The organism is Paraburkholderia sp. BR10872, from assembly GCF_040965835.1.
Classification (GTDB): domain Bacteria; phylum Pseudomonadota; class Gammaproteobacteria; order Burkholderiales; family Burkholderiaceae; genus Paraburkholderia; species Paraburkholderia nodosa_A.
The window spans coordinates 81,195-96,206 of the sequence record NZ_JBFRCN010000007.1 but is presented as its reverse complement, the minus strand read 5'-3'; the positions used below and the strand labels follow the sequence as shown (position 1 = coordinate 96,206).

The following is a 15,012-nucleotide window of genomic DNA, read 5'->3' as shown; positions in this document are numbered from 1 at the left end:
CACCTGTTACCGGTATTGACCGCGCAAACCGCCCCCGCTCATGCGCGCGCAGCATTTTCGTGAAGCGCGAAATTGCCTAAAGTCGAACGGATACAGAAAACCGGGCAGTTCGCCGCCCTACAAACGGTCCGATTTAACATCCGACCGTTCCGCAATCGCCGCGAGGACGGCCAGCATGGTCGCGTAGAAAGACACGGTGCTCTTCAGGTCGAACGTCTCGACGGTCAGCCCAAAAACGAAAAACATCAGGACGAAGGACAGCCCCATGAGCGCTGTGCGCCGTGTTGTCCTCGATGCGGACTTGAGTTTCGCCGCGAAAAAGATCGCGGGCACGATGTAGATCGCCAGCAGCGCGAGGCCGCCCACAATGCCGTAGTTGGCCATATAGGCGAGCAGCTGGTTATGCACTTCGCCTTCGCCGAATGCGGCCGCCTTCGGGGTGAGCGCGCCTTGCTTGGCCATCGAGGTCATCTTGTCGCGGAACCCATCGCCACCCAGGCCCAGAACTGGATGTTCGGCGATCAGTGTCGAGGCTGCCTCATAGAGCTGCAGGCGGATGCCGACCGAAGTGTCGCGGTGGCCCTGCGTGTACTGCGCGAGGTCGGATGACACGTCGCCGACGCGCTGGCGTACCGTCCCCGACAGCCCGTACACCATCCCGAGCAGCAGCGCAACAGTCACCGGCATCAGCACCTTCCAGTGAAGCGGCTTCCCGCGGCCGAGTTCCCACACGATCAGTACGGCAACGAGAGGGATCGCAGCCCAGCCACCACGCGAGCCCGACAGCAGCGAAGCGGCAAGGCCGGCAAACAGGCCCGCAAACTTGAGCGCACGCATGAACGTCGAGTCCTTGCGCCACCAGTTCAGTGCAATCGCCGACAGCACGCCGAGTGCGACGGCGAGATCGCCGAAATGGATCGGATTCAGGAACGCGCTGCCGATGCGTCCGTCGCCCCAATCGCGCGGCAGGATGACGGCAATCACGAGCGAGGAGAGCGCCCCAAGCGTAAAAGAGAGATCCGCCCAGGCGAAGGTCCGCAGCGGCGCGCGCCGCAGGACGAGAAAGATCGGGACTGCAAGCAGGAACCGCGAGGGCGAATCCCAGGTGCGGAGCAATGGATGGTCGTGCGAGAGCGTGCTGAGCGCCACGGCGGCAACAGGGGCGCACAGTGCAATGCACAACGCCAGCCCGAGACGGTCGGGACGCGCGTAGCCATACGGCCCGCCAACCGGCCGCCAGCACAACGCCGCCAGGGCTATGACACCCGCGCCGATCGATACGGCGCTCGAGGCGCCCTGCACGAGCATTGCAATAGAGGGAAAGCCGAGCAGGAAAGCCGCGGTCAGCCAGTCGCCGGGCTCGGTGCGTCGGGAGTCAATCGTCACTGCTGTCTGCATCGCTACACTGCTCTTGTCGGTAAGGGCGGGACTGACTACGTCTCCCGCATTACGTCCCCAAATCGTACCCTCTCGGTTACGAAGTATGACGGGAAACCTGCCATTGTACGCACACATTCCACCCACTCGCGTTTTACCCAAAAAATGCCCACATCAGGACCGTCAACGCGCTCAAAATAAGGGCGCGAATAGCCGTTGAGCTTGACATAAGCCTGTCTGCGCTCCAGGATCGCACCGCCGGGCACCAAGCTGCACAAGAATAAATATTATGCGGATGCAGGCAGACTTAAGCGCTCCAAATGCGATTGCCCGTCGCGGGCACGGTGAACAATCAGATTTTTGGAAGACACTTCGATTCGCCCATCGGGCAAAGGGCGCCGATGGGGAACCTGCGCCCCGCATTTTGAATCCCGGATTAATCGATGTTTCAAAACCGCTCGCGAAGAACCCGCGCATGGCATCATTCGCATACTTGAGGGAAAGAACATCGTGAAATCAGCAATCATTACTGGCATTACCGGCCAGGACGGCGCCTATCTGGCGGAGCAGCTTCTAGAGAAGGGCTATGTCGTCTACGGCACTTACCGCCGGACGAGTTCCGTCAACTTTTGGCGTATGGAAGAGCTTGGCGTCGCGCATCATCAAAACCTGCGCCTCGTCGAGCACGATTTGCTCGATGCGGGCAGCTGTATTCGCTTGGTGGAGCGCGCCCAGCCTGACGAGGTATATAACCTCGCTGCGCAAAGCTTCGTTGGCGTGTCGTTCGAGCAGCCGGCGCTCACCGCGCAGGTGACCGGGGTCGGCGCGCTGAATCTGCTCGAGGCGCTTCGCATCATCAATCCGAAGGCGCGTTTCTATCAAGCCAGCACATCGGAGATGTTCGGCAAGGTGCAGGCTATTCCTCAGACGGAATCGACGCCGTTCTACCCGCGCAGCCCGTACGGCGTCGCCAAGCTCTACGCACACTGGATCACGGTGAACTACCGTGAAAGCTACGGCATGTTTGCGTCGAGCGGCATTCTCTTCAATCACGAGTCGCCGCTGCGCGGCCGCGAGTTCGTGACGCGCAAGATCACCGATTCGCTCGCGAAAATCAGCCTCGGCCAGCTCGACGTGCTCGAGCTCGGCAACCTCGACGCACAGCGCGACTGGGGCTACGCGAAGGAATACGTGGAAGGCATGTGGCGCATGTTGCAGGCCGGTCAGCCCGATACTTATGTGCTCGCAACCAACCGCACGGTAAGCGTGCGCGATTTCGTCAACGCGGCAGGGAAGTGCCTTGGCATCGAGATCGAATGGCAAGGCACCGCGGAAAATGAAATCGGACGCGATCGCAAGAGCGGCAAGACGATCGTGCGCGTGAACCCCGCGTTCTACCGTCCGGCCGAAGTCGATCTTCTCATTGGCGATGCGCAAAAGGCCCACGACGAGCTTGGCTGGGCGCCGAAAACGTCACTTGAAACGCTGTGCCAGATGATGGTTGAAGCGGATGTCGCGCGCAACAAGAAGGGGACGTCGTTCTAATGGCTTCAGTGCTGATTACGGGAGCCGAGGGCTTCACGGGGCGTTATGTTGCTCAGGCATTGCGTGCGCGCGGCCATCGGATTTCGAGTCTCGTGCGACGCTGTGATGAGCCCAAACCTGACGTGTACGCGTGCGATCTTCAGGATCGCGCGGGGCTTGCAGAGGTGGTGGCGCGTGTGCGACCCGACTGGGTCGTGCATCTGGCCGCCATCTCGTTCGTCGGGCACGGCAATCCGGGGGAAATTTATGCGACTAACGTCGTGGGTTCGCGCAATCTGCTCGAGGCGCTCGCCGCCGGCGAAAAGAAACCTTCGGCGGTGCTGCTTGCAAGCAGCGCGAACATTTATGGTGCGGGCCCGCTAGGCCTGCCGATCCCGGAGACGGCGCCGTATCACCCCGCGAACGACTACGCTGTGAGCAAGGTCGCGCTCGAATACATGGCGCAACTCTGGACGGACCGGTTGCCGATCATCACGGTGCGCCCGTTCAATTGCATCGGCGTTGGCCAATCGCTGAGTTTTCTCGTTGCGAAGATGGCGGATCACTTCCGTCGGCGTGCGCCAGTCATCGAGCTGGGCAATCGCGATGTGGCTCGCGACTTCTCCGATGTGCGCTGGGTGGCCGACGTGTATTGCAGGCTGCTCGAAAAGGCGCCAGTCGGCGAAGTTTTCAATGTGTGTTCGGGCCATGCAGTTACGCTGACGCACGTACTGCAGACGATGTCCACGATCACCGGTCACGACATCGAAGCGCGGACCAATCCCGCCTTTGTGCGTGAGCATGAGGTGAAATCGCAGTGTGGCGATAACCACAAGCTGTTGAGCGCGATCGGCCAGCTCGATGCGCCGACGCTCTACGACACGTTGCACTGGATGTTGTCCGATAGCATCGCCGCCTGATCGAGGCGGTCAGAGTGCAGTCTGCCCGCTACCAATTGCGTCGCGCCGAGGCACTGCGTTCGTGTCATTTGTTGCAGCCGCGCTTGCCCGAAAAGCAGCGCGGCTGCATTCAGCCTTACTCAAACCCCCGCGGATTCTTCTCCTGCCAGCGCCAGTGATCCACGCACATGCGCTCGATTCCGAACGCCGCTTTCCAGCCGATGACGTTTTCCGCCGCGACCGGATTCGCATAGCATTCGGCGATGTCGCCGGGCCGGCGCGCCACGATCTCGTAGGGCACAGGGCGCCCTGAGGCCTGTTCGAACGCCTTCACGACTTCCAGTACGCTGTAGCCGCGCCCGGTGCCGAGATTCACGACCAGGCCTTCGCCACGCGAGGCAAGCGCGTCGAGCGCCTTGAGGTGGCCCTTGGCGAGATCGACCACGTGAATATAGTCGCGCACGCCCGTACCGTCCGGGGTCGGATAGTCGCCGCCGAACACCCGTAGCTTTTCGAGCTTGCCCACCGCCACTTGCGCGACATAAGGCATGAGGTTGTTCGGAATGCCGGCCGGGTCTTCGCCGATCAGCCCGCTTTCATGCGCACCCACCGGGTTGAAATAGCGCAGCACGGCGATGCGCCACTCCGGGTCCGAGATCGTGACGTCGCGCAGGATCTGCTCGGCGATGAGCTTCGACTGGCCGTAGGGATTCGTTGCCGAGAGCGGAAACGTTTCGTCGATCGGCGAGCGCTCGGGCATGCCGTACACCGTGGCCGAAGAACTGAATACGAACTGCTTCACGCCGTGCTGGCGCATCACGTCGAGCACCACGAGCAGGCCGTCGACGTTATTGCGGTAGTACTCGATAGGCTTCGCCACCGATTCGCCCACGGCCTTGAGCGCCGCGAAATGGATCACGCCGGTGATGCGATGTGCTTCGAAAACGCGCGTAACGGCGGCGGCGTCGCGCACGTCGGCTTCGTAGAACGCCACGGGCTTGCCGGTGATCTGCTCGACGCGCTTGAGCGATTCGCTGCTGCTGTTCACGAGATTGTCGATGGCGACCACCTCATAGCCGCCATTGAGCAGCTCGACGCAGGTATGCGAGCCGATGTAACCCGCGCCGCCGGTGACGAGGATGGTGCCCTTTGAGTTCGTCGCAGTCATGCCGTGTTCGTTCCCGTGAAATCCAGACTCGATCAAAAAGTCGACCCGGTGATTTCCCGGATCAGTTCCCGGTAGCGTTGTACCACAACGCGCTCATCGAATTCTTTCTCGATTTTTTTTCGGCCGCGCCCGGCCATGGCAGCGCGCGCCGGTCCGTCGAGGTCCAGCATCTGCGCGAGGCTGGCGGCGAGCGAGGCGGCGTCGCGCGCTTCGCACAGCAGGCCGTTCACGCCATCGGCAACCACTTCGCGGCAGCCGGGCACGTTGGTCGCCACGATCGGGCGGCCCATTGCGCTCGCTTCCATCAGCGTGCGCGGCACGCCTTCGCGGTACGAGGGCAGCACGACGCAGTCCGCATCGGCGATAAAGGGGCGCACATCGGCCGTTTCGCCCAGATATTCAATTACGCCTTCGCGTTCCCAGGCCGCGACTTCTTCGCGCGAGATCGCGCTCGGGTTGTCCACGCCCACCGGGCCGAGCAGCCGGAAACGCGCGTGCGGATAGCGAGCGCGCAGCGAGCGCGCGGCCTCGACGTACTCTGCCACGCCCTTGTCCCAGAGCAGCCGGCCAATCAGAACGAAAGCAAACGCTGCGCGCTCCGGCAGGGGCGTGAAGGGGAAATCGTCGAGATCTACGCCCTCGCCGTGCAGCAGCCTCGCGCGTTCGGGATGCGCGAGCAGATTGCCATCCTTGAAAGCGGCCTCGTCATCGCGATTGAGGAACCACACTTCACGCGGGAAGCGGAACGCGAAGCGATACAAGCGCTTGGCGACCTGCGCAGCGCGGCTCTTCTGGATGAACACGTAACCGAGGCCCGTCGTGACCGCCACCGAAGGCGTGCGCGCGAGCCAGGCGGCAATCGATCCGTAGATGTTCGGCTTGATCGTGTAGTGGAACACGACGCACGGCTTGAGCGCGCGATAGTGGCGATAGAGCGCGAGGAGCGTGCGCAGGTCGTCGAGCGGATTCGTGCCCTTCGAGGCGACCGGCAGTTCGACACAGTGGCAGCCCATGGCGGTGAGCGGCTCGAAGGTGCGGTCGCGCGGCGCGATCACGGTGACTTGCGCGCCCGCCTGCGTGAGCTCGCGCAGCAAGCCGCGCCTATAGGTATAGATCGCCCAGGCAGTATTGCAGACGAGGGCGACGTGCAGCGGATGCCGATGCGCGGCGGACTGGGGCGCGCTGGCGGCAGCGGTTCGGGCGGGCGAGGAGTTCACGAAAGCGGGGGGCGTCGTTGGCAGGCGATGGCGGCAGCGGCCGGGGCGCACATTTTAGCCGACGGGCGCCGAGACCCGTCCGACCGAAGCGGAGCGCGCAAGGTGCGTGCGCGCTGCACGCTAGCATGAAGATTCGCTGCGCCTCGCGCCCCATTGGGCTACACTGCGCGCGCCGCGCATGTTTCCAGCCCCCGCCATAGTCTCAGCCATGCTTCGTTCCCTTGCCGCCCTCCTGATCTTCCAGTGTCTCGGCGAGAGCGTGTCCTACGTGTTCTCGCTGCCCGTGCCCGGTCCCGTGATCGGCATGCTGCTCCTGTTCGCCTTCGCGTTGATGCGGCCCGCCGCTGCCGAGGCCATCGAGCCGACCGCGCTCGAATTGCTGCGCCATCTCTCGCTACTCTTCATTCCGGCGGGCGTGGGCATCATGGTGTCCGCGCAGGCCGTGCGCGGCGAGGCGCTCGCCGTGATCGCGAGCCTCGTCGTGAGCACGACACTCGGCATCGCGGTGACGGCGCTCGTCACGCGTGCGCTGCTGCGTCGCCAGCGGCGCAACCCAACGGCCGGGGAGGGCGCATCGTGAACAGTCACCTGCCGATCACGAAGCTCGACGCGATCTGGGTCTATCTCGCCGCCACGCCGCTGCTCGGCTTGACGGTGACGCTCGTCGCCTATCTCATCGCCATCAATATTTACGCGCGTGCGAAGCACAATCCGCTCGCGAACCCGGTATTGATTGCCGTGGCGCTCGTCGTCGCGGCGCTCAAGATTACTGACACGCCGTATCGCACGTATTTCGAAGGCGCGCAGTTCGTGCACTTCCTGCTCGGTCCCGCCACGGTCGCGCTCGCACTGCCGCTCTATCGTCAGTGGGACAAGCTCAGGCGCGGCGCGCTGCCCTTGCTCGGCGGGCTCGTTGCAGGCTCGCTCACAGCGATCGTGTCGGCGGTTGGCGTCGCCAGGCTCTTCGGCGCTTCGCATCAGACCATTGCTTCGCTCGCGCCGAAGTCGGTCACCACGCCGATCGCGATGGCCGTGGCCGAGAAGATCGGCGGTATTCCGTCGCTCACCGCCGTGCTCGTGATTTCGACGGGCGTGTTCGGCGCGGTGAGCGCGCGCTGGATTCTCAACGTGATTCGCGTGCGCGAGACCGAGGTGCGCGGCTTCGCAATCGGCGTGGCCTCGCACGGCATTGGAACCGCGCGTGCGTTTCAGGTGAGCGAGGAGATGGGCGCGTTTTCCGGGCTTGGCATGGGGCTAAACGGTGTCTTTACCGCGTTCGTCGTGCCTGTCCTGCTGCCGGTGCTGTTGCGGTGGTTGTAGAGCGTTTCGGGTGCGGGGTGGCTGGTCCGTTTCGGCTGCTCCGGATTTGCCGCGTTCAGCCTGACGGACGGTAGAGGTGCGATCTGCTGCGCAAGGCAGTGCAGGGCCCGACAGGACGTGCCGGATGCCGGACGGCCGACGATAGCGCTGTTGACTGGCAGGGGAGCTGATCGGGGCATCGACGACATGCACGGACGGAATCCGATGTGCTGCCCGAACGCTTCTCGTTGCCGGTGCTGTCCATGCCTCTTTTTACCTGTTGTGCTGGGCGCGGCGCGCCCCGAACTCTCGGTATTCAACGTTGTGTGTCAACGTTGCGTCGCCGCTTCCGGCCCGGTTCTTCGGGGGCTGGCGTGATGTGGCATCGGGGAGACGGGTCGTGTTGCGGGCGATCCTTCGCGAGGGCCGGCGGGCGGCTGTGGGACGCTGCACGTTGCCGGGACGGCAGGCTCGGTAAACAGCTGATGCCGGGTCCAGAAGATCACGAAGGCCGGCACCGCGAGCGCATGGAGCAGCAGAACGCCCATTGCAAGCAGTGCCGTGCCTTGCACGCCCCGGCGCATCGAGCCTGCCGCCTTGCCAGCCGCCTCGTGCACTTTGGGCACGGCCGCATCGATGGAGGCAACGAACCGCCCACGGGCCTCTTCGAGCGCCGCGGCGTGGTCAGTGGCGCTTCGCACAAGCATGCCGTGCTCACCTGTCAACTGGCGGCTGACGTCCTGCGCAATACCATTTGCGCCTTTTTCGATCAGCCGGCTGATCGTCTGCGCCGAGAGTTCGGCCAGCAGCTTCTGGTATCGGGCGGTTGAATTCCGCTCCAGGGTGTCCAGCGTATCCTGGTGGCTTTTTAGTGCTGCTGACTGCGCTTCGGCCATGCGCTGGACCTGGGCGCTCACAGACTGCGCGCTGTTGCCGATCTTGCGCAGGGCGCGGTCGGCGGCCTGCCCGATTTCCTTCGCCGCGTCCGCCGTCTGCATTTTCAGCTCGTCCAGGGTCATCTGCGTGATCGCAAAGGGCACCCATGACGGATCGTCAAAGCTCAGGCCGTACGCAATGGCCATTTCGTGGATACGTTCGCGCTCTTCGTCGTCGATGCGCGAAAGCAGCCGGTCGAATGCCTCCGTGCTCACTTCTTCTTCTCCGTGAGCCCCAGCCACTGCGTGGCCTCATCCAGCTCGCCGTCAAGCGCCTGCATCCAGCGGTGCAGCCGCGAACGCTGGGGCGTCGTCAGCCGTCTGTCCTCGCGCGCCTGCGAGAACGTGAGCATCAGGTCGTCTATCGCAACAAGTACGCCCGCCTGAAGCTTCGGCAGGGTGATCTCGATTCCACCCGCCTCGCTGAGCATCGCGCGCCCGGGACTGGCCTCGGCATGCGTGCCGCCATACCACATGAAAAAATCCTCGCGATCACCGAACCACTGGTTGATCGCCACCACATAGTCGGCCTGTTTGCCGGCGAGTTCGATCATCTCGCGAACCGTGCGGGTGCTCGAGCTGAATGGCGAAAGGACGTTGACGAGCGTAGGCCGGTAGCCGCAGCGTGCCAGTTCCGCAAAAAAGCCGGTATCGCGATCGAACGCGCCGAGCTGCGTGAGCGAGGCCGCAGGCAGGTCCGCCAGGATGAGCGCGCGTCCGGGATCGATGGCGGCGAGCAGCTGGTCGCGCTCACGCTCCGTGCCCGTAAAGCGCAGCGGCACGACGCCGTCCCTGACCTGGTCCGAAAGCGGTGAGCCCGCCTCATCGAGCCTGGCGTAAAACTGGAAGAGGTTGCCGACCTCCCCGTCACCGTCAATCATCAGCACATCGCGTTGCTCACGTCGCAGGCGATCAGCCAGTGCCCGCGTCATGAGGCTCTTGCCCGTGCCACCCTTGTCACCGCAAACCATCACGAACCGTTTCATCGCTGTCCTCGCTTCGTTGCCCCCGGGGTCAGCGTTGTACCCAGGGCGGGGGTGTCCCCGGCGTGCTGCGCGTGTGCGTTTTGCTGCGTGACGTGCGCCGCGGTCTGCGTTGGTGGTCCAGCCTGTGGCGTTGCGATACGGCTGGTTCCCGCCGTTTTCCTAACGGCGTGAGCCGATGCAGTCTTGGGCCTGGGACGTTTTGCGCGCGCCCGGCGCCTGTCGGACGTCGCGTCTTCCAGCGCCCGGCGTAGCGCCGTCTGGATCGTGTTGGGCGACACATCGATGCCTGCGGACTCGCGGAAGAATGCGGAGAGATCGCGCAGGCGCCAGCCCGAGTGCAGCGCCTCACGCAGCACGTCGGCGCGCCGCGCGATCTCGTACGTAAGCGAGCGCGCAGGCTCAGGCGGCGGGCGCTCATGCAGACCCTGAAGGGCTGCGTCCAGCTTTGCCCACTGTTCAGGCGTAGTCCGCTCACCTTTCGTGCTCATTGTGCGGTCCTCCCGATGTCGTTTCCCTCAGGGCGTGACTGAACCATACACAGATCCCGGCGCGCCATCAGTTACGCACAGACACGCTTTACTTCACGGTTGCCGCCTGGATACGCCGCGGTTGTTCGTGGTTATCCATACCTGAAATCTTCGCTTACCAATTTTTCCTTCGCAGGCGCGTGCACCGGATGCACACTGGTTTCGCGCCCCCGTCTCACCGGCACTTCATGAGCACAGCTCACCGGCTGCTCGCCGGCATCCCGGCGACCTCGCCAGGCGCGAGGTGTCATCCATGGCAGTACCTGGCAATCCGGCGCCCAGCCGTCGCCTGTGCAGCTCTGCCGCAGGCGATGCATGAGCGATGTATCGATGATGTGCTCGCTGCTGGCGCCCAGAGCGTGGCCGCTAACGGCGTTTGCCAGGCTGTGCGCGGCGAGGTTCTGCGCTCGTGCGGGCTCGCGCATGGTACTGGCAACATCCATGGAGGTAACAGCATGTCCGCCAGCGAGCAAGCCACGCAGTACACGAATGTCAGGTCGCGCCTGACGCGAGATGAGCACAGCATCCTCGTCCAGAAGGCCGCCGACTGCGGCATCACGCTTTCCGAGTATCTGCGGGCCTGCGCTCTCGGGCGCAGGACACGCAATGTCAGCACAAGCCGCATGCTCGATGCGCTGGTCATGCTTGGCCACGAGCAGCGCCGCATAGGCGAACTGGTTACGCGTCTTGGTGACGCGCAGATGCTTTCAGTTGTGGAGCGTGCGGTGCTCGTGGCGCAAATCGAAGCCGCACAGCAGGCTGTCATCGACGCAATCCGCGGGCTCGACGATGCTGGCAAGGGTGCTGACCAAAGGGCGTGACGCGGGGCGCGGGTGTCGCTCGCTGATCAGCTATGTGATGCGCTCCGCTGAGGAGGGCGAACCCGAAGTCGAGCTGCTCACCAACTGCCTGTCGCTTGAGACCGCGCATCTGGAGATGCGCGCCGTGGCGCACCGTAACGTCCGTGTGCGCGGACCGGTTTTCCATTTCGTCGTTGCCTGGCGCGAGGGTGAGCAGCCGCACAGCGCCCAGGTGTTCGAGGCAGGCCGCTGCGCACTCGAAGCACTGGGCATGCCGCACGGGGAGCATCAGTACGTATTCGCCGTTCATCGCGATACTGCCAGGGTACATCTGCACGTCGTCGTGAACCGCGTGAACCTGCAAACGGGCCACGCCGTGCATCCTGGCCTGAGCTACCTGAAACTCGGTCGCTGCATGCGCGAGCTGGAACTGCGTCAGGGCTGGGAACACGATCGTGGGCCCTTTGTGGTCGTTGAGCGTGACGGAGAACCCGTCGTTGAGCGCGACCTTCCATCGCCGGGCAACGCGCGACACAGCCTGCCCGCGCGGGCGCGCGACATGGAGAGCTTCAGCGGAATCGAAAGTCTCGCCACGTACATTGGCGGGGCGCCACTGCGCGACGTGCTGGCTGCGCTGTCCCGACCCGGCGTCACCTGGCAGGATCTCCACGAGGCGCTCGCGCAACACGCACTGGAGTTGCGCATCAGGGGGCGCGGGCTTGCAATCCATGCGAAAGGGCGCGATAGCCTCGCGCCAGTCAAGCCCAGCAGCCTGGATGAGCGCCTGGGCCGGGGCAGCCTGGAAAGGCGCCTGGGGCCGTGGGTTGAGCCCGCGCGCGTGATCCGGGTCTCGGAGGCGGCGCACCACTACGGTGAGCGTGACATCGACGAGACAGATGCGGCCAGGCGGGAGGCGCGTGCCAGCAGCTGGGCCGCCTTGCGCGCGAGGTATGCCGATGAAAGGCGATGCCAGGAGCACGCGTTCAAGGCCGGAATGCAGGAAATGCGACGCCGCCACGAGACGCAATATCGCGAGCTGCTCGAACGGCACCGTCTCGTGCGTGAGCATATCCGCCACGGTGAGCTCTCATCGATTGCACGCCGGGCAGCCTCGTCCGTGGAGGCATTCGAGCGCGCCCGTGAACTCGAACGCCTGCGTGAAGAGCAACGGGCGGAACGCGACACGCTCACGAGGGCGCAGACCTATCGCCAGTGGGTGGAGATGCAGGCGCAGCAGGGTGATGAGGCAGCCATCGCGCAACTTTATGGCTGGGCGCGGCGTCGCGCGCCAAGGCACGTCACGCAACCGCCGCGGGGCAACTGGATTTCGGCAACGCACTCACCGCACGCCTACCCGTTCCCGCCGGGGCGCGCGCACGTCATGGAAAACTGGACGTGGCGCGTCGATACGGAAAATGGCAATGTGCACTATCTGCGCCAGGGCGAGCAGCGGTTGACAGACGAGGGGTGGCGCGTCGTGTTCGAATCAAACGATGCGCACCAGGATGCCATGCTCACCGGCCTGTTGCTCGCGCGTCAGAAGTTCGGGCCGCGCGTCGACGTGACGGGCAGCGAGCATTTTCGTGAACGTACCGCCGTGCTCGTGGTGAAGTATCGCCTCGACATCCAGTTCGGTGATGCGGCGCTCGAGGCAACGCGACAGGCGCTCGTCCGGGAGCGGGAGGCGCAGGACATTGCGCGTACGGTTCGAGAGGCGCCCGATCGGGCGGCGCCGCGCGCACCGGTGGTAGATCAATCCATCAATCGATCGCGAGAGCGCGAACCTCAACCGATGCCCTCGCAAGCACCGGTGAACGGGCCAGAGCGTTAGCGAACGGCAAACATCGTTCGTGTCCGGACGACGCTGTGGTTCGGAAGATCGCTGTGCGATGCGCTGGATGCGCAGCGCACATGAAGCCCGCGACGCGGGCTTCATGTGTGGTGGGCGTGGCATACCCCGCCCCGTCGGGGCCGCAGAGCGTGACTGATTGTCACAGGTCGTACGTGACTGGTCGCGGGCGCCGGACTAGCACGCCATGTTGATGCCGGTTTCTTGTCGAATGCGCAGAACTGGACTATAAAGACAGGGACAACCTGATCCGGTCAACGTGCGAAGCACGACCGAGTACGCGTTAGCGGCCCGTTATATCGATGTGCAAATGCGCGCCGTGACGTAGCAACATTCGAAAGCCTGCGCGAGCAGGCTTTCGGCTTTTCAGGTTGCGGTTTTCCTCGCTGGCCTCAGCCTCTGTCAGGTGGTGTCACAGGTCGCCCAATTGCGCCGTCGATATTCCGGGCCTCATGGAGACGGAGGCTGCACGTGAAATTCTCGCTGTTCAAGCCAGACGCGGTCCATACCCGGCTTGCGCCCTCGGCCGCTCACTGGTGCTGGTGGCGGCGATTCGAGAGTCTGGTTCCCGCCTGATCGCGCTTGCGGCACGCCTCAAGCGTCTTTTTCGGCCACGGATACCGGAAAGGCTGTTGAGGGCGCAACGACCGGGCGGCCCATGTCAAGGCGATTCTGCACCGGGCAGCAGGGAAGAATACTGCCCAACATCGGGAGGCGCGGCCCGTGATGAGGGGTGGCGCCTGGCGACGGGTCGACCTGTCACGTCGTCATCGAAACGCACATGAGGGGCTGGCCGCGGCCGTCGGTGTTGTCGCCGGGTGGCTCAAGCCGCACGACGAAGTCGAGTTCGCGTTCCACGAGCCTTGCGAACTGTTCCTGCACGGCATCGAGCTTGAGGAGGCACTGCACATGCCAGTTCAATCCAACCATGAGCCAGTCCGACAAACCATTCCATTCGCTCAGGAGGATGGCGCCGGCGGTGCCGTTTTCTTCTGCGAACTTCTCGATGCGCCGCTCGATGATGCGCGCGTCATCCCGCAGCATCGTGCCGGAAACATTCAGCGAAACGGTATGCGCGGTTTGATCGTGTGCGAGATACACCGTGGCGAAGCCCTTGAGGTGCCGCCTGACACGGTCTATCTGGTCAGCTTCCAGGTCGTCGTGAACGGGCAACGAGCCCGACAGGACGTAGGTTCCCTTTTCCATGACAGTCATCCCTGTACACTTGTCACGCGTCGACGATCGCTTCGGCCAAGGCTTCCTGGTCCGTTGCGCCGAGCTCGCCGAGTATGAACGCCTGGCGACCCAGCAGCGATTCCATCTGGAGATGCAGGTCAGCAAGTTCATCGAGAAGTTCGACGTGGGGAGAAAGCCCGAATGCTACGAATGACGGCTCGCCATAGCGTCGCCGGCTAAAGATTGCACCGGCGGCCGCCCACTTCTGCGCGAAACGTGCAAGCGTGTCCTCGATGGATTGCTGCTCGTCCGGCGAGAGGGCGCCACGCACGCGTATTACGAGCGAATGGGTCACGGTATCGGTTGCGAAGTAGACGTCCGCTGGCCTGGCTAGACTTTCAGCGAGTTGCTGGGCGTGGGCATGTTTGAAGCTGGCGCGGACCGGAAGGGCGCCGCAGATTTCATAGTTGAACGACATGGCATCTCTCCTTTCGGGTAGAAGCAAAACGTCTGCTGAGACATGAACAGATTCGTGATTCATATCGTGACTGACGGCGTCCTTGAGCAACGGCCGGCTTTTGCTTGGCCGGGATGTATCCGATCTGATGACGTGCCCGGGGCTTCGGTACAACCACATTAGTCAACAAATTCATTCATGTCAATTGAAAATCCACATTCGAGTTCCTTCTTTTCTGCTCGACTGAAACAGGAGCGTCGCCGCCTTGGCATGAATCAATCAGACTTCGGGAACGCAGGTGGTGTGCTGAAGCAGGCGCAGTCCAACTACGAGAAGGGATTGCGGTATCCGGACGCAAGCTACTTGGCCGGCATTGCGCAGGTCGGCGTCGACGTCCTATACCTGCTGACTGGGCGGGCATCGGATCCCGCAACACTGGCCCTCGATCCAGATGAGGAGCGGCTGCTCGCCGGATACCGCCAACTGAAGCCCCGGGAGAAGCGAGGCGTGCAGGGGCTGGTAGCGGCAATTCTCGGTTCACCCGAGAGCGGGAACACCGGTGAGACTTGCGATAGCGTCGCTGGCTAATGTGTACGCCACGCACCCATATCGCCGGCAAATGGGCCACCGTCTCGCTTGCGAAATGAATGTCCGCCGGCGGCGTGAGACTTTCAGCGAGTCGTTGGGCGTGAGCAGGTTCGAAACCGGGGCGGACCGGAACGACGCTGCGGATTTCGTCATTGGCGGACATGGAGAATTCCTCCGCAAGTGTGAAGAAGCAGGCCGAGGGCCGACGTT

At 63.6% G+C, this 15,012-nt stretch carries 14 protein-coding genes; 7 read left to right on the top strand and 7 right to left on the bottom strand.

All coding sequences use genetic code 11. From position 1 onward, the window contains the following. Nucleotides 1-117 precede the first annotated feature (117 nt). On the bottom strand, nt 118-1,515 hold the full coding sequence (locus tag AB4Y43_RS08250; RefSeq protein ID WP_368727445.1) for an O-antigen ligase family protein: 1,398 nt from the start codon (nt 1,513-1,515) through the stop codon (nt 118-120). A 372-nt stretch (nt 1,516-1,887) separates the two neighbouring features. Between AB4Y43_RS08250 and gmd the strand changes: the two genes are divergently transcribed. Further along, nucleotides 1,888-2,922 (top strand): GDP-mannose 4,6-dehydratase, encoded by a 1,035-nt coding sequence (gene gmd / locus AB4Y43_RS08245; protein ID WP_368727444.1) that lies wholly within the window; start codon nt 1,888-1,890, stop codon nt 2,920-2,922. Further along, nucleotides 2,922-3,821: an NAD-dependent epimerase/dehydratase family protein gene (locus tag AB4Y43_RS08240; protein ID WP_368727443.1), complete on the top strand. Its 900-nt coding sequence runs from the start codon at nt 2,922-2,924 to the stop codon at nt 3,819-3,821. Before gmd ends, AB4Y43_RS08240 begins: the two co-directional genes overlap by 1 nt. A 115-nt stretch (nt 3,822-3,936) precedes the next feature. Here the strand turns inward: AB4Y43_RS08240 and galE are convergent, their stop codons facing one another. Further along, a complete protein-coding gene (galE, locus tag AB4Y43_RS08235; RefSeq protein ID WP_368727442.1) occupies nt 3,937-4,968 on the bottom strand; it encodes a UDP-glucose 4-epimerase GalE in 1,032 nt (343 codons plus the stop codon). Between the two features lie 32 nt (nt 4,969-5,000). After that, complete coding sequence (locus tag AB4Y43_RS08230; protein WP_368727513.1) at nt 5,001-6,119, bottom strand: glycosyltransferase family 4 protein; 1,119 nt, start codon at nt 6,117-6,119, stop codon at nt 5,001-5,003. A gap of 274 nt (nt 6,120-6,393) precedes the next feature. Here AB4Y43_RS08230 and AB4Y43_RS08225 point away from each other — a divergent pair, with 274 nt between their 5' ends. Together AB4Y43_RS08225 and AB4Y43_RS08220 are read left to right on the top strand one after the other, a co-directional pair. Next, the gene (locus AB4Y43_RS08225) at nt 6,394-6,765 is read left to right on the top strand and encodes a CidA/LrgA family protein (RefSeq protein ID WP_069267653.1); all 372 of its coding nucleotides are present in this window, start codon (nt 6,394-6,396) and stop codon (nt 6,763-6,765) included. Then, nucleotides 6,762-7,505, top strand: coding sequence for an LrgB family protein (locus AB4Y43_RS08220; RefSeq protein ID WP_368727441.1), 744 nt, complete (start codon nt 6,762-6,764; stop codon nt 7,503-7,505). Before AB4Y43_RS08225 ends, AB4Y43_RS08220 begins: the two co-directional genes overlap by 4 nt. 308 nt (nt 7,506-7,813) lie before the next feature. Here the strand turns inward: AB4Y43_RS08220 and AB4Y43_RS08215 are convergent, their stop codons facing one another. Both AB4Y43_RS08215 and AB4Y43_RS08210 read right to left on the bottom strand, forming a co-directional pair. Then, nucleotides 7,814-8,635 carry a hypothetical protein gene (locus AB4Y43_RS08215; protein ID WP_368727440.1) on the bottom strand — a complete coding sequence of 274 codons (822 nt, stop codon included), beginning with the start codon at nt 8,633-8,635 and terminating at the stop codon, nt 7,814-7,816. After that, nucleotides 8,632-9,405 carry a cobalamin biosynthesis protein CobQ gene (locus AB4Y43_RS08210; protein ID WP_368727439.1) on the bottom strand — a complete coding sequence of 258 codons (774 nt, stop codon included), beginning with the start codon at nt 9,403-9,405 and terminating at the stop codon, nt 8,632-8,634. The genes AB4Y43_RS08215 and AB4Y43_RS08210 overlap by 4 nt, the downstream gene beginning before the upstream one ends. A 982-nt stretch (nt 9,406-10,387) precedes the next feature. Between AB4Y43_RS08210 and AB4Y43_RS08205 the strand changes: the two genes are divergently transcribed. After that, on the top strand, nt 10,388-10,753 hold the full coding sequence (locus AB4Y43_RS08205) for a hypothetical protein (RefSeq protein WP_342921499.1): 366 nt from the start codon (nt 10,388-10,390) through the stop codon (nt 10,751-10,753). Then, nucleotides 10,722-12,563, top strand: coding sequence for a TraI/MobA(P) family conjugative relaxase (gene traI, locus AB4Y43_RS08200; protein WP_368727438.1), 1,842 nt, complete (start codon nt 10,722-10,724; stop codon nt 12,561-12,563). Before AB4Y43_RS08205 ends, traI begins: the two co-directional genes overlap by 32 nt. 777 nt (nt 12,564-13,340) lie before the next feature. Here the strand turns inward: traI and AB4Y43_RS08195 are convergent. Further along, nucleotides 13,341-13,787, bottom strand: a complete 447-nt coding sequence (locus AB4Y43_RS08195) for a hypothetical protein (RefSeq protein WP_083245517.1) — start codon at nt 13,785-13,787, stop codon at nt 13,341-13,343. Nucleotides 13,788-13,809: 22 nt separating this feature from the next. Then, complete coding sequence (locus AB4Y43_RS08190; RefSeq protein ID WP_368727437.1) at nt 13,810-14,325, bottom strand: hypothetical protein; 516 nt, start codon at nt 14,323-14,325, stop codon at nt 13,810-13,812. Between the two features lie 87 nt (nt 14,326-14,412). Here AB4Y43_RS08190 and AB4Y43_RS08185 point away from each other — a divergent pair, with 87 nt between their 5' ends. After that, nucleotides 14,413-14,802, top strand: coding sequence for a helix-turn-helix domain-containing protein (locus AB4Y43_RS08185; RefSeq protein ID WP_368727436.1), 390 nt, complete (start codon nt 14,413-14,415; stop codon nt 14,800-14,802). The last annotated feature ends 210 nt before the right edge of the window (nt 14,803-15,012 follow it).